18 protein-coding genes are annotated in these 18,415 nt (G+C 59.4%); 11 read left to right on the top strand and 7 right to left on the bottom strand.

Annotated elements, in window-relative coordinates; all coding sequences use genetic code 11:
* Positions 1–101 precede the first annotated feature (101 nt).
* Entirely contained in the window at positions 102–551 is a 450-nt protein-coding gene (locus BK670_RS26525; protein ID WP_093429862.1) for a c-type cytochrome, read from the top strand.
* 166 nt (positions 552–717) lie between these two features.
* Here the strand turns inward: BK670_RS26525 and BK670_RS26520 are convergent, their stop codons facing one another.
* The 4 genes from BK670_RS26520 to BK670_RS26505 all read right to left on the bottom strand — a co-directional run bounded on the left by BK670_RS26520 (position 718) and on the right by BK670_RS26505 (position 5,313).
* Positions 718–1,113, bottom strand: a complete 396-nt coding sequence (locus tag BK670_RS26520; protein ID WP_123454227.1) for a DUF1090 domain-containing protein — start codon at positions 1,111–1,113, stop codon at positions 718–720.
* Between the two features lie 97 nt (positions 1,114–1,210).
* Entirely contained in the window at positions 1,211–2,893 is a 1,683-nt protein-coding gene (gene ligB, locus BK670_RS26515; protein WP_123454225.1) for an NAD-dependent DNA ligase LigB, read from the bottom strand.
* A gap of 215 nt (positions 2,894–3,108) precedes the next feature.
* On the bottom strand, positions 3,109–4,299 hold the full coding sequence (gene metK, locus BK670_RS26510; protein ID WP_034153622.1) for a methionine adenosyltransferase: 1,191 nt from the start codon (positions 4,297–4,299) through the stop codon (positions 3,109–3,111).
* An 18-nt stretch (positions 4,300–4,317) separates the two neighbouring features.
* Positions 4,318–5,313 carry an ArsR/SmtB family transcription factor gene (locus BK670_RS26505; protein ID WP_123454223.1) on the bottom strand — a complete coding sequence of 332 codons (996 nt, stop codon included), beginning with the start codon at positions 5,311–5,313 and terminating at the stop codon, positions 4,318–4,320.
* 259 nt (positions 5,314–5,572) lie between these two features.
* Here BK670_RS26505 and tkt point away from each other — a divergent pair, with 259 nt between their 5' ends.
* The 6 genes from tkt to fba all read left to right on the top strand — a co-directional run bounded on the left by tkt (position 5,573) and on the right by fba (position 11,977).
* Positions 5,573–7,570 carry a transketolase gene (tkt, locus tag BK670_RS26500; RefSeq protein WP_123454221.1) on the top strand — a complete coding sequence of 666 codons (1,998 nt, stop codon included), beginning with the start codon at positions 5,573–5,575 and terminating at the stop codon, positions 7,568–7,570.
* Between the two features lie 160 nt (positions 7,571–7,730).
* Positions 7,731–8,783, top strand: coding sequence for an erythrose-4-phosphate dehydrogenase (epd, locus tag BK670_RS26495; RefSeq protein WP_123454219.1), 1,053 nt, complete (start codon positions 7,731–7,733; stop codon positions 8,781–8,783).
* Positions 8,784–8,795: 12 nt separating this feature from the next.
* On the top strand, positions 8,796–9,959 hold the full coding sequence (locus tag BK670_RS26490; protein WP_090287056.1) for a phosphoglycerate kinase: 1,164 nt from the start codon (positions 8,796–8,798) through the stop codon (positions 9,957–9,959).
* A 34-nt stretch (positions 9,960–9,993) separates the two neighbouring features.
* On the top strand, positions 9,994–10,215 hold the full coding sequence (locus BK670_RS26485) for a hypothetical protein (protein ID WP_007913756.1): 222 nt from the start codon (positions 9,994–9,996) through the stop codon (positions 10,213–10,215).
* A 57-nt stretch (positions 10,216–10,272) separates the two neighbouring features.
* A complete protein-coding gene (locus tag BK670_RS26480) occupies positions 10,273–10,605 on the top strand; it encodes an MliC family protein (protein ID WP_123454217.1) in 333 nt (110 codons plus the stop codon).
* A 307-nt stretch (positions 10,606–10,912) separates the two neighbouring features.
* Positions 10,913–11,977 carry a class II fructose-bisphosphate aldolase gene (gene fba, locus BK670_RS26475; RefSeq protein ID WP_007913760.1) on the top strand — a complete coding sequence of 355 codons (1,065 nt, stop codon included), beginning with the start codon at positions 10,913–10,915 and terminating at the stop codon, positions 11,975–11,977.
* A gap of 61 nt (positions 11,978–12,038) precedes the next feature.
* Here fba and BK670_RS26470 read toward each other — a convergent pair whose 3' ends face one another.
* Together BK670_RS26470 and BK670_RS26460 are read right to left on the bottom strand one after the other, a co-directional pair.
* Positions 12,039–12,401, bottom strand: a complete 363-nt coding sequence (locus BK670_RS26470) for a DUF6124 family protein (protein ID WP_123454215.1) — start codon at positions 12,399–12,401, stop codon at positions 12,039–12,041.
* Between the two features lie 491 nt (positions 12,402–12,892).
* Entirely contained in the window at positions 12,893–13,561 is a 669-nt protein-coding gene (locus BK670_RS26460) for a polysaccharide lyase family 7 protein (protein ID WP_123454210.1), read from the bottom strand.
* Between the two features lie 319 nt (positions 13,562–13,880).
* Here BK670_RS26460 and BK670_RS26455 point away from each other — a divergent pair, with 319 nt between their 5' ends.
* Genes BK670_RS26455 through BK670_RS26445 form a run of 3 tightly spaced genes read left to right on the top strand, consistent with a single transcriptional unit; the run spans position 13,881 to position 16,864 of the window.
* Positions 13,881–16,004, top strand: coding sequence for a putative bifunctional diguanylate cyclase/phosphodiesterase (locus tag BK670_RS26455; RefSeq protein ID WP_123454208.1), 2,124 nt, complete (start codon positions 13,881–13,883; stop codon positions 16,002–16,004).
* A 44-nt stretch (positions 16,005–16,048) separates the two neighbouring features.
* Complete coding sequence (locus BK670_RS26450; RefSeq protein WP_034153713.1) at positions 16,049–16,543, top strand: M48 metallopeptidase family protein; 495 nt, start codon at positions 16,049–16,051, stop codon at positions 16,541–16,543.
* Positions 16,544–16,567: 24 nt separating this feature from the next.
* Positions 16,568–16,864 carry a winged helix-turn-helix domain-containing protein gene (locus BK670_RS26445; protein WP_007913779.1) on the top strand — a complete coding sequence of 99 codons (297 nt, stop codon included), beginning with the start codon at positions 16,568–16,570 and terminating at the stop codon, positions 16,862–16,864.
* 97 nt (positions 16,865–16,961) lie between these two features.
* Here BK670_RS26445 and BK670_RS26440 read toward each other — a convergent pair whose 3' ends face one another.
* The gene (locus tag BK670_RS26440) at positions 16,962–17,414 is read right to left on the bottom strand and encodes a GNAT family N-acetyltransferase (protein ID WP_123454206.1); all 453 of its coding nucleotides are present in this window, start codon (positions 17,412–17,414) and stop codon (positions 16,962–16,964) included.
* A gap of 254 nt (positions 17,415–17,668) precedes the next feature.
* On the opposite strand from BK670_RS26440, the gene BK670_RS26435 reads away from it, so the two are divergent.
* Positions 17,669–18,406, top strand: a complete 738-nt coding sequence (locus tag BK670_RS26435) for a substrate-binding periplasmic protein (protein WP_123454204.1) — start codon at positions 17,669–17,671, stop codon at positions 18,404–18,406.
* The last annotated feature ends 9 nt before the right edge of the window (positions 18,407–18,415 follow it).

Here is an 18,415-nt window from a genome sequence, read left to right as displayed (position 1 = left end):
GTGCTCCATGCGCTCGAACAACCCGTATTTTTAATAGGGCTATTGGTGTTTGACGGTGACGCGAGGATACTGGCCGCCGAATTCTGTGACCTGAAGCCACCATGACTCTTAAAAGCATTTCTGTTGTATTGCTGGCCTGTCTGACCTTGTCCGCCTGTGGCGGTGTCGACCCGAATTCTCCACTGGGCCAGCGCAAGGCGATCTTCAAGCAAATGCTCAAGACCGGCGAAGACCTGGGTGGCATGTTGCGTGGGCGCATTCCGTTCGACGGGCCGAAGTTCGCCGAAGGCGCGGTCAAGCTCGATGCGTTGTCCCATGAGCCATGGAAGCATTTCCCGCAGGTGCGCGAAGAAGATCACACCAGCGCCAAGGACGATGTCTGGAAACAACAGGCGCGCTTTCAGGAAATGGCCCGCAACCTTGAAGCCGCCACCGGTGAATTGGTGATTGCCAGCCAGGTTCAGCCGTACAAGGCCAGCAACCTCGGGCCGGCGGTGCAGAAAGTTGAAGATGCCTGCAGCGCTTGCCATAAACAGTTTCGCGATCATTGATTGTTGAGGCTGCTGAGTAGCCTTGTGGTGAGGGAGCTTGCTCCCGCTCGGCGGCGAAACCGTAGTAAATCAATTTAACCGGTCTGCCTGTGGCCGCGCGGTTGAATGGTTTTAGGGCCGCTTCGCAGCCCAGCAGGAGCAAGCTCCCTCGCCACAGGGTCATCAATTACTTATCGATTTCGTCCAGCGCGTCCTGCAGTTCTTTGCGCGATTCGGCCAGTTTGTCTTTGCGCTTGTTGATCTTGTCCGGGTCGCCTTTTTTCATCGCCTTGTCGAGATCGGCCTGACGCTTGCTCACTTCGTGCTTGGCTTCGAGCACCTTGTTTTCGCGTTCTTTCTTCAGGCCCGCGTCGGTGCAGTGTTCGGTCACTTCACGCAGGGCAGTTTCCAGACCCGCCTGTTGATCGGCATTGCCGCGGGATTTGGCCTGTTCGATCTGGTTCATGATGCCCTGCTTCTTGGCGGCACAACCGGTCAGGCCCGGGGCGTCTTCGTCGGCCATGACAGGGGCGGCCATCACGCCGCAAAGGGTCAGCATGGCGAGCGGTGCGAGAAATTTCATAAAAGCTCCATGTGCAAAGGCAATCGGGTCGGGGCGGCACTGCGCTGTTGGAGCGCCTCGGTGGTGGTTGGGTTCCCGGGGTACCGGGATTGCGTGCTCAGAAACCGTCGATGCCGGCGGTGCGCAAGGTATCGCTCAAGGCTAACACCTGCGGGTCGCGGAAGAAGGCGCTCAATTGCGCTGCGCGACCGGGGCCGATACCGGGTTCTGCCTGCCATTGTTCGGTGTCTCGTTGTGCCAGCGCCTGCCATGAATCGGGCAGGTGTGCCTGACCGGTTGGCGGCAAGCCCAAGGCCTTGAGCCACTGCGCGAAGGGGCGTTGGCGGGCGCTGTGAAAACTGTGCATCAGGCGGGCGCTGCTGCGCTCGCCGAAGCCGGCAATGTTAGCAAGCTCCGGCCCATCGAGGGTCAACCAATCCAGCAGGTTATTCAGGCGGCCTGTTTCGAAAAGTTTCTCCCAGGTGCCGCGACCGACATGCTGCATCGCCAGCCCTTGTTTGCCACTGAGCCAGGTCAAGCGGGCGAGAAATTGGCTTTCACAACCGGGGGTAGGGTGCCAGCAACTCAACGCATGGAAGTCGTCGGCGTTGGGGATGTCGATGTCTGCCCGCTTGGTGGTCCGCAGCACAACGCCGTCGAGCCGGGGAATGGTCAGGCCAGCGAGGCTGATAGCCACCTGATCACCGGGACGAATATCCAGGGTTTGCCAGCGTTTCAACGAACTGGCGCTGACGCGTTTGATCTCTCGGTAATCGAGCATGACCGGGTTCAGCTCGATCACCGGGGTGATGCGCCCGGTGCGCCCGATCTTGAAGTTGACCTTGCGGACTTCGGCCAGTACCTGCGCGAACGGGTATTTCCACGCGATGGCCCAGTAGGGTGCACGTGCCTGCCAGCGTTCGGCGGGTGGGCGCTGACTCTGACGCAGAACCACGCCGTCGGTTGCGAAGGGCAGAGGTGAGCGATACCAGTGATCGCGCCATTTCTGTGCCTCGGCGAGTTCGCTCACCGGTTGACTGTAGGGTGCCGTCGTGGCGAAACCCAGCGCCGCCAATCCGGATATTCGCTTGGGCAAGTCCAAGGGACTTTGCGGCCAGTCCCAGGCGAAGAACCCGATTCCGGCGGCTTGTTCTGTATTCAGGCATTTGCGTCCCATCAGTCCGGCGACGGTGGCGCGAGCGTTGACGCTGCCGGTTTTGGCTTGCACATGTTCGTTCAAGCGCCAATAAAGTTCGCCTTGCACCAGCAGGTCCAGCGGTTGCGTCAGGCGTTGAGGAATGGCGCCGATCCTCTGCGCGGATGGCGTCCAGTCCTGGCCCCGAATCCCGTCACCACGACTGATGGCCTGATGCAGAACGCCTGCGCGATAAATCAGCGTCACCGCGACGCCATCGATCTTGGGTTGTACCCAGACATCCCGGCGGTCGCGCAGCCACGTTTCCACGGCAGCCGCCTCGTGCAACTTATCCAGACCGGTATGAGCGATGGGGTGTGCGATTGAGCCTGAGCCTGAGGCCGTGCGCAGTGGCGCAGGCGTGGATGGCAAATCGAAGCAGTGCTGCCACTCACTTAGGCGCAGGCGCGACTGATCGTAGAGTTCATCGGCAATCAGCGAGCGGCCTTCACGGTGGTAGGCGTCGTCCCATTGGTCGATCTGTTTTTGCAGGGCGCTGATCCGGGTTTGTGCGGTTGCGGCAGACCAGTCAGGGCAAACGGCGTAGGCGATCGGGTGGATGAAACTCAGCAGGAGAATTGAAAACAGGCGCAGCGTGGCAAGCATGTTGAGCGTCCTTGCTCAGGGGGAATGCTTGAAGGCTAGGCGAGGATTTTGAAGTGGGTTGGCGGGGTGTTTTGCCGGGTGTTTCGGTTGCAAAGTAATGTGGTCTGTTCGGGCCTCTTCGCGAGCAGGCTCGCTCCCACAGGGTATTGAACACGCATGAAAAAGCCCCGCACGGCGCAAACCGTGCGGGGCTTTTTTGTACCGCGGGGAAAGTCTTACAGACCAGCAGCAGAACGCAGGGCGTCGGCGCGGTCGGTTTTTTCCCAGGTGAACGTGGTGAAGGTGTCTTCGCCAACGGTCTTGGTCTCTGGCGCGCGACCGAAGTGGCCGTACGCTGCAGTTTCCTGGTACATCGGGTGCAGCAGGTCGAGCATGGTGGTGATCGCGTATGGACGCAGGTCGAACACTTCGCGGACCAGTTTGATGATCTTGTCATCGCTGATCTTGCCGGTGCCGAAGGTGTTCAGCGAGATCGAAGTCGGCTGAGCCACGCCGATCGCGTAGGAAACCTGAATCTCGCAACGCTCGGCCAGGCCGGCAGCGACGATGTTCTTGGCAACATAACGGCCAGCGTACGCAGCCGAACGGTCAACCTTCGATGGATCTTTACCGGAGAACGCGCCGCCGCCGTGACGGGCCATGCCGCCGTAGCTGTCGACGATGATCTTGCGACCAGTCAGACCGCAGTCACCTACCGGGCCGCCAATGATGAACTGGCCGGTCGGGTTGATGTGGAACTGGGTGTCTTTGCTCAGCAGTTCGGCAGGCAGCACGTGCTTGACGATCAGCTCCATGACGCCTTCGCGCAGGTCTTTGTACGACACTTCAGGGTTGTGCTGGGTCGACAGAACAACCGCGTCGATACCGACAACCTTGCCGCCTTCGTAACGGCAAGTCACTTGCGACTTGGCGTCCGGACGCAGCCAAGGCAGCAGACCCGATTTACGGGCTTCGGCCTGGCGCTGCACGAGTTGGTGCGAGAAGGTGATCGGGGCTGGCATCAAAACGTCGGTTTCGTTGCTGGCGTAGCCGAACATCAGGCCCTGGTCGCCGGCGCCCTGATCTTCAGGCTTGGCGCGGTCAACACCCTGGTTGATGTCTGGGGACTGCTTGCCGATGATGTTCATCACGCCGCACGTCGCGCCGTCGAAGCCGACTTCGGAGCTGGTGTAGCCGATGTCGCAAATCACGTCACGAACGATCTGCTCCAGATCGACCCAGGCGCTGGTGGTCACTTCACCGGCAACGATGGCCACGCCGGTCTTGACCAGGGTTTCCACAGCAACGCGTGCGTGTTTGTCCTGGGCAATAATGGCGTCCAGCACCGCATCGGAAATCTGGTCGGCGATTTTGTCCGGATGCCCTTCGGACACGGACTCGGAGGTGAAGAGGGAGTATTCGCTCATCTCGATGTTTTCCTGAATTTACCGATGGTGAGTGTCGCCAGCCGGTCGCTGAAAGTGGCGAACCTGGATCTGGAAACCATTACGTAAGCCTACATAGAGGCTTTCCCCGGGAACGAGTCCCGCAGCGGTGGCCCAACGGGCCAAATCGTCCTGTTCAAACCCCAACCACAGATCACCGCAGGCCTCCTTGGCCCAACTCTGGTTGTGGCTACATAACTCTGTCACGAGCAGACTACCGCCCGGTTGCAGCAGGTCGGCCATGTGCTTGAGCGCATCGGCCGGCGCGGCGAAATGGTGCAATACCATGTTCAACACCACGCAATCGGCCTGAAGGCTTGTGCCATTCAATGCATCGGCCAATTGCAGGCTGACGTTAGCCAGCTGTTCACGTTCACATAGCTGACGCGCCAGTTCGAGCATCGCCGGGCTGTTGTCCAGCGCGGTTACGGTGTCGAAGCGACGGGCCAGTTCCGGCAGAAAAGCACCATCGCCGGGGCCGACTTCAATGGCCGTGGCAGCACCATTGAAGTTCAGTTTGTCGAGCAGGGCCAGCACGCTGTCACGGTACTGCGGCAGGCCTGCGATCAAGTCTTGCTGGGCGCGGAATTTCTCCGCCACCCGGGCGAAAAAGTCCTGACTGGCCGCGGCACGTTGGCCGTGAACCTGCTCGATACGCGCTTGCACATCGTCAGGCAGCACCAGATTGTCGACTTCTTCTAACAGTGCCGCGTGCAACTTGCCGCCAAGCAGTTCGGTGTGGGGCAAGGCGCGGCGATAGAAAATCGCATTGCCTTCGCGGCGCGTCGCCACCAGATCAGCCTGGGCCAGCACCTTGAGATGGTGGCTCATGCCGGACTGGCCAATGCCGAAAATCTGCGCCAGTTCCAGAACGCCGAACGAATCGTTGGCCAGCGCGCGCAATACATTCAGCCGCAACGGATCGCCGCCGGCCTTGCACAGGGCCGCCAGCTCGTCGCAATCGTCATGGCGAATGGAAGGCACGCGTAAGTTCATAGGGCTGGCAGTCTAGAGAGGGGGGCAATTCATCGCAAGGGCAATATCAAAAAGTTTTGATATTGCTCGATAAATGGCACTTCTCACCAAGCGGTTAACTCTACAAACGAGTAGCGGAAAGGTTTCACCAACAGAAAGCGCCGCTATCCATTGGAAAAACGCCCCCCGATGACTATCTGTCATTGCCCCGAGGCGCCCCGGTGAGGGAAAATGCCCTCCTTTTTTCCGTTTCGACTTACCAGAACCCAGGAGATCAGCGATGCCTAGCCGTCGTGAGCGTGCCAACGCCATTCGTGCCCTCAGCATGGATGCCGTGCAAAAAGCCAACAGCGGCCATCCCGGTGCCCCTATGGGTATGGCAGATATCGCCGAAGTGCTTTGGCGCGACTACCTCAAGCACAACCCGAGCAATCCATCGTTCGCCGACCGTGACCGCTTCGTGCTGTCCAACGGCCACGGCTCGATGTTGATCTACTCGCTGCTGCACCTGACCGGTTACGACCTGTCGATCGAAGACCTCAAGCAGTTCCGTCAACTGCACAGCCGCACCCCGGGCCACCCGGAATTCGGCTACACCCCGGGCGTTGAAACCACCACCGGCCCGCTGGGTCAGGGCCTGGCCAACGCCGTCGGTTTCGCTCTGGCAGAAAAAGTTCTGGCAGCGCAGTTCAACCGTCCAAACCACAACATCGTCGACCACCACACCTACGTGTTCCTGGGTGATGGCTGCATGATGGAAGGCATTTCCCACGAAGTCGCTTCCCTGGCCGGTACTTTGGGTCTGGGCAAACTGATCGCCTTCTACGACGACAACGGCATCTCCATCGACGGCGAAGTTGAAGGCTGGTTCACCGATGACACCCCGAAGCGTTTCGAAGCCTACAACTGGCAAGTGATCCGCAACGTTGACGGTCACGACCCGGAAGAGATCAAGACCGCCATCGAAACCGCGCGCAAGAGCCCGCTGCCGACCCTGATCTGCTGCAAGACCACCATCGGTTTCGGCTCGCCGAACAAGCAGGGCAAAGAAGACTGCCACGGCGCCCCACTGGGTGACGCGGAAATCGCCCTGACCCGTCAGGCGCTGAACTGGAACCACGGCCCGTTCGAAATCCCGGCCGACATTTATGCCGAGTGGGATGCCAAGGAAAAAGGTCGTGCTGCCGAAGCCGAATGGGATCAGCGTTTCGCTGCTTACTCCGCTGCATTCCCGACCGAAGCCAACGAGCTGATCCGTCGTCTGAGCGGTGAACTGCCGGCAGACTTCTCGGAAAAAGCCTCGGCCTACATCGCTGAAGTCGCGGCCAAAGGCGAAACCATCGCCAGCCGTAAAGCCAGCCAGAACACCCTGAACGCGTTCGGCCCGCTGCTGCCGGAACTGCTCGGCGGTTCCGCTGACCTGGCTGGTTCCAACCTGACCTTGTGGAAAGGTTGCAAAGGCGTCAGCGCTGAAGATGCCAGCGGTAACTACATGTACTACGGCGTGCGCGAATTCGGCATGACCGCGATCATGAACGGCGTAACCCTGCACGGCGGTCTGGTGCCTTACGGCGCGACCTTCCTGATGTTCATGGAGTACGCCCGCAACGCGGTGCGCATGTCGGCACTGATGAAGAAGCGCGTGATCCACGTCTACACCCACGACTCTATCGGTCTGGGCGAAGACGGCCCGACGCACCAGCCGATCGAGCAACTGACCAGCCTGCGTACCACGCCGAACCTCGACACCTGGCGTCCAGCCGATGCCGTTGAATCGGCGGTGGCCTGGAAAAACGCTCTGGAGCGCAAGGACGGCCCTTCGGCGCTGATCTTCTCGCGTCAGAACCTGCAGCACCAGGAACGCGATGCCGGCCAGATTGCCGACATCAGCCGTGGCGGTTACGTGCTGAAGGACTGCGCAGGCGAGCCTGAGCTGATCCTGATTGCCACCGGTTCGGAAGTCGGTCTGGCGGTTCAGGCCTTCGACAAACTGACCGAGCAAGGTCGCAAGGTGCGTGTTGTTTCGATGCCTTGCACCAGTGTGTTCGATGCTCAGGACGCTGGCTACAAACAAGCCGTGCTGCCGTTGCAGGTTGGCGCGCGTATCGCGATCGAAGCGGCTCACGCCGACTTCTGGTTCAAGTACGTGGGTCTGGAAGGTCGCGTGATCGGCATGACCACTTACGGCGAATCGGCGCCGGCTTCGGCACTGTTCGAAGAGTTCGGCTTCACCCTGGAAAACATCCTGGGTCAGGCTGAAGAGCTGCTGGAAGACTAAGCAGTACGAATGCGGTGGCCCCGGCCACCGCGTTCCCCTGTAGGAGCTGCCGAAGGCTGCGATCTTTTGATCTTGATCTTAAAAAACAGGATCAAAAGATCGCAGCCTTCGGCAGCTCCTACATGGGGTTATGTTGTTAGCGAACACTATCGAGAACCCCATGCCTCAACCGCGTCCTTACAAAGTTGCACTCAACGGCTACGGCCGGATTGGTCGTTGCGTCTTGCGTGCGTTGTTTGAGCGAGGCGAGAAGGCCGGGTTTGAAATTGTCGCAATCAACGATCTGGCCGACATGGCCAGCATCGAATACCTGACACGCTTCGACTCCACTCACGGCCGCTTTCCGGGCGAAGTGCGAGTAGAAGGCGATTGTCTGCATATTAATGGCGACTGCGTGAAGGTCCTGCGCAGTGCCACCCCCGAAGGCATCGATTGGGCGTCGCTGGGCGTCGATCTGGTGCTCGAATGCTCCGGCGCCTACAACACCCGTGAAGACGGCCAGCGTTTCCTTAACGCCGGCGCGCCGCGCGTGCTGTTCTCGCAGCCGATGGCCAGCGAGGCGGATGTCGACGCCACCATCGTTTACGGCGTCAATCAGGATTGCCTGACCGGCGACGAACTGCTGGTGTCCAACGCCTCCTGCACTACCAACTGCGGCGTGCCACTGTTGCGTCTGCTCGACAAGGCGATCGGCCTCGATTACGTGTCGATCACCACCATTCACTCGGCGATGAACGATCAGCCGGTGATCGACGCCTATCACCACGAAGACCTGCGCCGCACGCGCTCGGCGTTCCAGTCGGTGATCCCGGTGTCCACTGGTCTGGCGCGCGGTATCGAGCGCCTGCTGCCGGAACTTGCCGGGCGAATTCAGGCCAAAGCCGTACGCGTGCCGACGGTCAACGTGTCCTGCCTCGACATCACGATGCAGACCGCCACCGCGACCGACGCCAACGAGGTCAACCGGATCCTGCGCGAAGCCGCCACCAACGGCCCGCTCAAAGGCCTGCTGGCTTACACCGAGCTTCCCCACGCAAGCTGTGATTTCAACCATGACCCACATTCGGCCATCGTCGATGCCAGTCAGACCCGTGTTTCCGGCCCAAGGCTGGTGAACATCCTGGCCTGGTTCGACAACGAATGGGGTTTTGCCAACCGAATGCTGGACGTTGCAGAACACTATCTGCAAACAGCAACTTCAAAAAAACCGTAGGAAGTGCGACCCATGACCGTGTTGAAGATGTCCGACCTCGATCTGCAAGGTAAGCGCGTATTGATCCGCGAAGACCTCAACGTCCCAGTCAAGGACGGTGTTGTCACCAGCGATGCGCGTATCCTGGCTTCGCTGCCGACCATCAAGCTGGCCCTGGAAAAAGGCGCGGCGGTGATGGTCTGCTCGCACCTGGGCCGTCCGACCGAAGGCGAGTTCTCCGCCGAGAACAGCCTCAAGCCAGTCGCTGACTACCTGAGCAAGGCCCTTGGCCGTGAAGTGCCGCTGGTGGCCGATTACCTGGGCGGCGTTGACGTCAAGGCCGGCGACATCGTGCTGTTCGAAAACGTGCGCTTCAACAAAGGCGAGAAAAAGAACGCTGACGAACTGGCCCAGCAATACGCCGCCCTGTGCGACGTGTTCGTGATGGACGCGTTCGGCACCGCTCACCGTGCCGAAGGTTCGACCCACGGCGTGGCCAAGTTCGCCAAGGTCGCCGCTGCGGGTCCACTGTTGGCTGCTGAGCTGGATGCACTGGGCAAAGCCCTCGGTGCTCCGGCCAAGCCAATGGCGGCCATCGTTGCCGGCTCCAAGGTCTCGACCAAACTCGACGTGCTCAACAGCCTGAGCCAGATCTGCGATCAACTGATCGTCGGTGGCGGCATCGCCAACACCTTCCTCGCGGCGGCCGGTCACCCGGTCGGTAAGTCGCTGTACGAGCCGGATCTGCTCGACACCGCCCGCGCCATCGCCGCCAAGGTCAGCGTGCCGCTGCCGGTTGACGTCGTGGTTGCCAAGGAATTCGCCGAAACTGCTGAAGCCACCGTCAAGCTGATCGCTGACGTCGCCGCTGACGACATGATTCTGGACATCGGTCCGCAAACCGCGGCCAACTTCGCCGAACTGCTGAAATCGTCCAAGACCATTCTGTGGAACGGTCCGGTCGGCGTATTCGAGTTCGATCAGTTCGGCAACGGCACCAAAGTGTTGGCTCAGGCCATCGCTGAAAGCTCGGCGTTCTCCATTGCTGGCGGTGGCGACACCCTGGCCGCGATCGATAAATATGGCGTGGCTGAGCAAATCTCCTACATTTCCACCGGTGGCGGCGCGTTCCTCGAATTCGTCGAAGGCAAAGTGCTGCCAGCCGTTGAAGTCCTGGAAAGCCGGGCCAAGGCCTGAGGCCGCCCGTTTGGCCAGGCAAAGGAGTGTTTACATGGTCAAGTCGTTAGCGCTGTTGTTGCTGACCGGTACGCTGGCGGCCTGCGGGAGTAACCCGAAGGCCGAAGCCACGCCGGCGCCGAGCGAGTCGCAGAAGGGCTGCTATCAGGCCGACTGGCAGGCCGAAACCAACCCGGTGCTGAACAAGCGCTCTGGGCCGGACGGTCTGGACAAGTACGAGACGCAAACCCCGGCCAAGGAACATGGTTGTCCTTGACGGGTCTGACTCTTTAACTCAGGGCTGGCGGCATGCGCCGTCAGTCGAGGAACACGGATGAAAGGCTTGATCGCCATTGCGGCGTTGGCATTGTTGGGCGGTTGCGCGCAGTTGAACCTGTTTCAGTCGTCCGCCCCGGCGGATAACTGGACCACCTGGACCTGCGACAGCCAGGCCAAAGTGCTCTGGCGTTACGCCGATGCCGGCCAGAAGGAAGTCGACGTTCGACTGGGTGGCGGTGATCAGGTCTATCGCCTGAAAGAAGAGCCGGGCGCCTCGGGCATGCTGTACAGCGATGGCATGCTGGCGTTTCACGTCAAGGGTGAAGAAGGCCTGGTGTACTGGGTCGCCACCAATGATTTGATTGGCCGCGGCTGTAAAGCGCAGTAATCGAATACGCCACAGATTCATTGTGGTAATGGCCTTTGTGGCGAGGGAGCTTGCTCCCGCTGGAGCGCGAAGCGGTCCCAAAGCCTTATGGCTCGGTGTTTCAGAATGACCGTGTTGGCAGGTTTCACGACTGCTTCGCAGCCGAGCGCGAGCAAGCTCGCTCGCCACAGGTCAATACGCATACAGATTTTGCTTTATCGAATCACCAGACCGGGCCTCAACCCCCGATCTGCAATCACTTGAATAGCCGCCGCCGCTCCGGCAGGCTGGCACGATTAACGACCCTCAACCGGGAGAGACACACACAATGGCACTTATCAGCATGCGCCAGATGTTGGACCACGCAGCCGAATTCGGCTACGGCGTTCCAGCTTTCAACGTCAACAACCTTGAGCAGATGCGCGCCATCATGGAAGCCGCTGACAAGACTGACTCCCCGGTGATCGTCCAGGCTTCGGCCGGCGCTCGCAAATACGCCGGCGCGCCATTCCTGCGTCACCTGATCCTCGCCGCGATCGAAGAATTCCCGCACATCCCGGTGTGCATGCACCAGGACCACGGCACCAGCCCTGACGTCTGCCAGCGCTCGATTCAACTGGGCTTCAGCTCGGTGATGATGGACGGCTCGCTGGGCGAAGACGGCAAGACCCCGACCGACTACGACTACAACGTCCGCGTTACCCAACAAACCGTAGCCATGGCTCACGCCTGCGGCGTTTCGGTAGAAGGCGAGCTGGGCTGCCTGGGTTCGCTGGAAACCGGCATGGCCGGTGAAGAAGACGGCATCGGCGCTGAAGGCGTTCTGGATCACAGCCAAATGCTAACCGACCCGGAAGAAGCCGCTGACTTCGTCAAGCGCACTCAAGTTGATGCCCTGGCCATCGCCATCGGCACCAGCCACGGCGCCTATAAGTTCACCAAGCCACCTACCGGCGACGTGCTGGCGATCGACCGTATCAAGGAAATCCACAAGCGCATCCCCAACACCCACCTGGTGATGCACGGTTCCTCGTCGGTGCCACAAGAGTGGCTGGCGATCATCAACCAGTACGGCGGCGACATCAAAGAAACCTACGGCGTGCCGGTTGAAGAAATCGTCGAAGGCATCAAGTACGGCGTGCGCAAGGTCAACATCGACACCGACCTGCGCCTGGCATCTACCGGTGCGATGCGTCGCCTGATGGCCACCAACCCGAGCGAATTCGACCCACGTAAATTCTTCGGCGCGACCGTGACTGCGATGCGTGACGTATGTATCGCTCGCTATGAAGCGTTCGGCACTGCCGGTAATGCTTCGAAGATCAAACCGATCTCGCTGGAAGCGATGTACCAGCGTTATCTGAAGGGTGAGTTGAACGCCAAGGTTAACTAAGCCTGAGCGTTAAACTGCTTTAAAAGAAACCCGCCGAGAGGCGGGTTTTTTTTGTGGCCGGTTATTCCTTTAGCTCGACATGATCCAGCGCTTGATTCACTGCCAGTTCACCGAGCATGACGACTTGCGCGATGCCCAGCGCAGTCTTGCGGTTTGAGGTGTCGAGCATCGCGGCGAAGTTGTTGAGCATTTCGCTGGCGGAACCCAGGGTTTCGCTGGCGTTGGCCAGCAGGGATTCGGTGTTGTACTTCGGGTTGGCGAGGTACATGGGCTCGGGTTTATGGGGGCTGGCCATGATGAAGGCGGACGGTTTTAGGTAATGGTCGAGGGCGCGTTCGGCGGCGTCGTTGAGTTTTTTTGAGTCGAGGGATTCGTACGGGGAGGCCGGGTCGGTGACCGGCGGGTGAGGCGTTGATCTGATCATGTTTCGTCTCCGGTAAATGGAGCCGACACCGGATCGCTACTAAACGAAGGGGTGGCAGCTGAACGCAGGTTAGTAGACCGGGGAGACGCGACCGGCGCACCCGAAGGCGCCCTGCGAACAGCTACCATCAAGTGCAGGTTTAGAAATACCTGACTGAACGGATGCACATACGCTTCGCGTAACCACGGGCTACTAAACCCGATCACTGGAAATCAGTGACGCAAATCAAGTTACCGATGGCCCGCCAGGCGCACAAGCCGGCGGATTCTGGCGTACCCGTAGGCAACGACGCAAGCTGTTGTAGGCTTCGGGAAGTAACCGCCGACCAATCTAAACAACCCCGTTTAAAGGATCTCCGACTGGCAATAAATAACACTGTGGCGAGGGAGCTTGCTCCCGCTGGACTGCGCAGCAGGCCTCGCTTTTTTAGGGCCGCTGCGCGCCCCAGCGGGAGCAAGCTCCCTCGCCACAGGGATGTGTGCCAATAGGGATTATTTGTCGTGATCGATATCGAGTTTGCTGAAGGTCACTTGGCCACCTTCGCTGGTGTACCCGGTGTTGTCCTGCACATACACCCCAGCCTTGAAGTACAACGGCTTGTTGCGCCACGTCGCGCTGATCTGTGAGTCCCACTGATAACCCGCCGCGCTGATGCCGAGTGCGCCGCCGGGGCTTAGGTGGATGAGGTAGTTGAACTCGCGATCCAGTTTGATTCCGGTGGCCAGGGTGATGACGCGGCTTTCGTCATCATCCGGGTGCATGCGGACTTTGATCACCAGGTTGCCGGTTTCGGTTTTGGTCTTGTACTGGTACTCGAGTTTGACCATCGGCTTCTGGCTTTCATACGCGTGAATCTGGCCAATGACGATCTTGCCGGAGCTTGGTACTTTGTTCACTGTGACGGTCGCGCGCAGCAGGTTGTCGGCGTCCGGGTAGTACCAGTTGCGCAGGGTACCGTTGCTGTAGGTTTCGCGCAGTTCGGTGCGGGGATAGATGGCGTTTTCGGTTTTTGACCCGGTAACCGGTGACCAGAAGAACAAGGTGCCGGTGTCGGAATGGAAGTACTGATCTTTGAAGCCGTTCACCAGTTTGGAGGTTTCGACGGTGTATGGCGGGCTGCCAACGGGAACGCTGAGGTTCCAGGTTGCGAGGTCGATCATGTCGGTTCTTCCACTCAGTTCATCCTGAACGCGGGTGCCAGAAGCTCTAGCCCGCGCCTTTTCGGGCGGCCTTTATAAGCGTAGAGGGGGTTTTTGTTAATGCCCGTTTGGCAGATGATTGACGTCAACATCCTGTCGAAATGCCATCTCTGCCGGTTTCCGGGGGCTTCAGCGGTGACCGTTAGTCGGCAAACTCACGCTTTGGTTAAATGATGGCTTGATGACAGCTTCTGCTTTTTCGGATCCGCGACTAGAGTGAAGGCTCGATGTATGTACGGTTTTACCGGAATCGCCCTGAAGTCCCGACAAGAGAAGCAGCATGGAATGCGCGCAACCCCCGCCAGGTGAAGGCAGCTCTGTCCTTTTGATCGTTGATGATTACCCTGAAAATCTGATCAGCATGCGCGCGTTATTGCAGCGCCAGGATTGGCACGTCCTCACCGCCGCCTCCGGTTTTGAAGCGCTCAATATTCTGCTCTCCCATGACGTCGATCTGGTGCTGCTGGATGTGCAGATGCCGGGCATGGACGGCTTTGAAGTGGCGCGGCTGATGCGCGGTAGCCAACGTACGCGCCTGACGCCGATTATCTTTCTGACCGCCAACGAACAGTCGCAGGGCGCCGTGATCAAGGGCTATGCCAGTGGCGCGGTAGATTACCTGTTCAAGCCGTTCGACCCGCAGATCCTCAAGCCCAAGGTGCAGGCGTTGCTGGAACACCAGCGCAATCGCCGCGCGTTGCAGCGCCTGAGTCATGATCTGGAATTGGCGCGCGCCTTCAATGCTTCGGTGCTGGATAACGCTGCCGAGGGGATATTGGTGGTGGGCGAGGACGGTTTGATCCGCTTCGCCAATCCGGCGATTTCACGCTTGCTGAATGCGCCGGTGAAGGAGCTGGAGGGTAAGGAATTTCTCGACTACCTACAGAAACCGCACATCCCGCTGTGGGCCGATTCCGAGTTTTATGCCGGCTACAAGCGTGGCGAGACGTTAAGGCTGCACGACGCCTTGCTACGCACCGCGCCCGGCCAGCAAGTGCCGGTTGCGCTGTCCTGCGCCGCGCTGCCCTCCGAACAACACGCGATGGTGGTGACCGTACTGGACATGTCGGTGGTGCGGCACTTGCACCAGCAGCTCGAATTTCAAGCGGTGACCGATCCACTGACCGGTTTGCTCAACCGTCGCGGCTTTTACCAGACTGTTGAAAATCTGCTGCTGCGCGGCGAGCGCAGCGACAGCAGTTGGGTGTTGCTCTATCTGGATCTAGACGGCTTCAAACGGGTCAACGATTCCCTCGGTCACGACGCTGGCGATCGCGTATTGCGCTGGGTCTCCGAGCAGTTGAAAGCCTGCCTGCGGCCGTTCGACATTCTTGCGCGCATGGGCGGTGATGAATTTACCGCGCTGCTGGATCTGGAGTTTCCCGAGCAAGCGGCGAAGATTGCCGAGAAACTCATCGAACGGGTGTCGATCTGTCAGCAGATTGAAGGGTTGGACATCGCCCTAGGCGCCAGTATCGGTATCGCCACTTACCCGGACTGCGGCTCGAACCTTGACGGATTGCTGCGTGCCTCCGACATCGCCATGTATGAGGCCAAACGCGCCGGACGTCAGCAATATCGTTTCTACGATCATGAAATGAACGGTCGGGCGCGTTCGCGACTGATGCTCGAAGAGAGCGTGCGTGCCGCCATCGAGAACCGTGATTTCAATCTGGTCTATCAGCCGCAAGTGGCTATCGACACTGGCCAGATTCGCGGTTTTGAAGCGTTGTTGCGCTGGCAGCATCCGAGCGTCGGCGATGTGCCGCCGGGATTGTTCTTGCCGCTGCTGGAGGAGGCACGGCTGATCAGTCGCCTCGGCAGCTGGATTTATCATCGCGGCGCCGGCCAGCGCAAAGCCTGGGAAACTCTGTTTGCCGAAGATCTGGTGCTTGGCGTGAGTTTGAGCAACACCCAGTTCAGCCTGCCGAATCTGGTTACCGAGTTGCGTCAGGTGATGGAGCGACATGCCTTGCAGCCCCGGCAACTGGAGGTCGAGGTCACCGAAGAAGCGCTGATGCAGAATCCCGACGAAACCCGCAAACAGCTGCGTTTGCTGCGCAATCTGGGCGTGCGCGTGGCGTTGGATGACTTCGGTTCCGGACCGTGTTCGTTGGCGCATCTGCGCGATCTGGAACTCGATACGCTCAAGCTTGATCGCCATCTCATTGCCCGATTGCCAGACTCCAAGCGCGACGCCTCACTGGTCAGTACGGTGATCAGTCTGTGCAAACAATATGGCTTGCTGGTGATTGCCGAAGGGGTGGAAACCATCGAGCAATACCAATGGCTGCAAGCCCACGGTTGCGAATACGTGCAGGGCTTCCTCGTCGCGCGGCCATTAATGGCCGAGGATGCGCTCAGCTTCGCCGAACCGTTTGACTGGAGCGCGCTGCCCGGTTGAATTCGCTACACTGGCAGACCTTTTTCCAACCGTGTCGCTCGTCCATGACTGTGTTGAAGTACCTCCAGGCTTATCCCGCGCAATTGCAGGACCAGGTGCGCCAACTGATTGCCGAAGGGCGTCTGGGTGAATACCTCAATCAACGCTATTCAGGGCGGCACGATGTGCAGAGCGACAAGGCCTTGTACAGCTACGCGCTGGACCTGAAGCAGGAATACCTGCGCAACGCCCCGGCCATCGACAAAGTGCTGTTCGACAACCGCCTCGACCTGACCCACCGCGCCCTCGGTCTGCACACTACGGTTTCACGGGTGCAGGGCGGCAAGCTCAAGGCCAAGAAAGAGATTCGTATCGCCTCGTTGTTCAAGGACGCCGCGCCGGACTTTCTGAAAATGATCGTGGTGCATGAACTGGCGCACTTCAAGGAATCGGATCACAACAAGGCGTTCTATAAATTGTGTGAGCACATGCTGCCGGGGTATCACCAGGTCGAGTTTGATCTGCGCGTGTACCTAACCTGGCGGGATATGCAGGCTTAACAGTACGCAACCAGGAAGGTGTGGATGGACGTCAGCAAGACCAAAAGCAGTTTCTACCGCCGCTTGTACGTGGCGTACCTGATCGACAGCGGTCTGGCACCGAGTGTGCCGACGCTGACCGAAGTGACCGGCATGCCCCGGCGCACGGCGCAGGACACGATTGCCGCGTTGGCAGATCTGGATATCGTCTGTGAATTCGAACAGGAGGAGGGCGCGCGTAATCACGCCGGGCGCTATCGGATTCGCGAGTGGGGGGCGATTGATCGCGGGTGGATCGAGCGCAATTTGCGGCAGATCAAGGCTGTTCTTGAATATCCCTGAGTCCTGCAGCGCCTGAGCTGACGCCTTCGCGAGCAGGCTCGCTCCCACAGTTGGAATGCGTTTCCCTGTGGGAGCGAGCCTGCTCGCGAAGGGGCACTTAAGGGCGACGCATCCCGATATGCGGAATGTCATCCTCCAGATACTCCTCCCCCGCCACCACAAACCCGTACTTGCCGTAATAACCCTGCAAATGCGCCTGCGCCGATAGATAGATCGGCACTTGCGGCCAATGCTTTTCGGCCTGCTTCAGCGCCTGCTCCATCAATTCGTGGCCCAGCCCTTTGCCGCGACCCTGCGGTGCGGTAATCACGCGGCCGATCACCACGTCGCCGCCCTGGGATTCCGGGTCCAGCAGGCGCAGGTACGCCATCAACTGGTCATCCTCCCACCCCATCAGATGGTAGGTATCGCCTTCCAGATCCTGACCGTCGAGGTCCGGATAGGCGCACTTCTGTTCGACCACGAACACGTCCGAGCGCAGCTTCAACAGCGCGTACAGCTGTTCCTTGCCCAGATCACTGTGATGTTTGCAGACCCATTCGATTGTCATTTGCCGATTCCTTGAACGTGTCGCCCGATACTAAGCGCAGACGCCAAAGATGTCTGTATGGCGTAAGAGTCTGTGACAAAGGTCAAAATGCCATCATTCCTTTCTCGCAGCCCTGGCGACTTTGTGTAATCTGCTGGAGAGCCCTGTGCACTGGCTGCAATGAGCTAATGTTAGGGCCTGGGTTTTGCCGGTAAGGGGCCTTGGGGTTTTGGCTGAAAACATGCTGGGCAATGTGCCCGCTAAGGATTTCAAGCATGCCGCGTTTGCATCGAGCCTTTGCTTTGATCGGATTGCTCTTGCTGGCTCAGACCGCCGCAGCGGAGAAACTGCGGCTGGTGTTTGATATCTGGCCACCCTTTACCGACGACACGCTGGTCAACGGCGGCCTGGCCACCGACATTGTCAGCACCGCGCTGTCCAGAGCCGGTTACGCCAGCGGTTACGAGCAAGTGCCGTGGGCACGGGCGCTGCTTGGTGTGGGTGAGGGCCGTTACGATGTGCTGGTCAACGCCTGGTACAACGACGAGCGGACCAAGCTCGGGCAATTTTCCGGGGAATACCTGCTCAACCGCATCCGCTTTCTCAAGCGCAAAGACACGCCACTCGACTACTCCAACCTGCAGCAACTGCACACCTATCCAATTGCGGTGGTGCGCGGCTACGCCTACTCGGCGCCGTTCGATGCCGATACGGCGTTGCAGAAAGTCCCTGTGCACAACTTCGCCATGGCCGTGCGCATGCTCGCGGCGGATCGGGTCAAGCTGACGCTGGAGGATGAGTATGTGGCGAAGTATTACCTGGCGCGGGAATCCGCCAAGGTGCGCAATTCGGTGGAGTTTTTACCCAAGCCGTTGAGTGAGAACAGCCTGCATATATTGGTGAGCCTGAAGAATCCGCAGCATGAGCAGATTGTCGCGGGGTTTGACAAGGCGATAGCGGCGATGAAGGCGGATGGCAGTTATGACAAGTTGTTGAGGCAGCATGGGATGTGAGTTTCTGAT

Origin of the sequence: Pseudomonas fluorescens (assembly GCF_003732425.1) — a bacterium.
Lineage (GTDB): Bacteria > Pseudomonadota > Gammaproteobacteria > Pseudomonadales > Pseudomonadaceae > Aquipseudomonas > Aquipseudomonas fluorescens_BE.
This window is presented reverse-complemented; position numbering and strand designations above follow the sequence as displayed.

Coding starts and splice junctions, on each gene's coding strand:
- BK670_RS26525 (WP_093429862.1), top strand. CDS start 102: ATGACTCTTAAAAGCATTTCTGTTGTATTGCTGGCCTGTCTGACCTTG.
- BK670_RS26520 (WP_123454227.1), bottom strand. CDS start 1,113: ATGAAATTTCTCGCACCGCTCGCCATGCTGACCCTTTGCGGCGTGATG.
- ligB (WP_123454225.1), bottom strand. CDS start 2,893: ATGCTTGCCACGCTGCGCCTGTTTTCAATTCTCCTGCTGAGTTTCATC.
- metK (WP_034153622.1), bottom strand. CDS start 4,299: ATGAGCGAATACTCCCTCTTCACCTCCGAGTCCGTGTCCGAAGGGCAT.
- BK670_RS26505 (WP_123454223.1), bottom strand. CDS start 5,313: ATGAACTTACGCGTGCCTTCCATTCGCCATGACGATTGCGACGAGCTG.
- tkt (WP_123454221.1), top strand. CDS start 5,573: ATGCCTAGCCGTCGTGAGCGTGCCAACGCCATTCGTGCCCTCAGCATG.
- epd (WP_123454219.1), top strand. CDS start 7,731: ATGCCTCAACCGCGTCCTTACAAAGTTGCACTCAACGGCTACGGCCGG.
- BK670_RS26490 (WP_090287056.1), top strand. CDS start 8,796: ATGACCGTGTTGAAGATGTCCGACCTCGATCTGCAAGGTAAGCGCGTA.
- BK670_RS26485 (WP_007913756.1), top strand. CDS start 9,994: ATGGTCAAGTCGTTAGCGCTGTTGTTGCTGACCGGTACGCTGGCGGCC.
- BK670_RS26480 (WP_123454217.1), top strand. CDS start 10,273: ATGAAAGGCTTGATCGCCATTGCGGCGTTGGCATTGTTGGGCGGTTGC.
- fba (WP_007913760.1), top strand. CDS start 10,913: ATGGCACTTATCAGCATGCGCCAGATGTTGGACCACGCAGCCGAATTC.
- BK670_RS26470 (WP_123454215.1), bottom strand. CDS start 12,401: ATGATCAGATCAACGCCTCACCCGCCGGTCACCGACCCGGCCTCCCCG.
- BK670_RS26460 (WP_123454210.1), bottom strand. CDS start 13,561: ATGATCGACCTCGCAACCTGGAACCTCAGCGTTCCCGTTGGCAGCCCG.
- BK670_RS26455 (WP_123454208.1), top strand. CDS start 13,881: ATGGAATGCGCGCAACCCCCGCCAGGTGAAGGCAGCTCTGTCCTTTTG.
- BK670_RS26450 (WP_034153713.1), top strand. CDS start 16,049: ATGACTGTGTTGAAGTACCTCCAGGCTTATCCCGCGCAATTGCAGGAC.
- BK670_RS26445 (WP_007913779.1), top strand. CDS start 16,568: ATGGACGTCAGCAAGACCAAAAGCAGTTTCTACCGCCGCTTGTACGTG.
- BK670_RS26440 (WP_123454206.1), bottom strand. CDS start 17,414: ATGACAATCGAATGGGTCTGCAAACATCACAGTGATCTGGGCAAGGAA.
- BK670_RS26435 (WP_123454204.1), top strand. CDS start 17,669: ATGCCGCGTTTGCATCGAGCCTTTGCTTTGATCGGATTGCTCTTGCTG.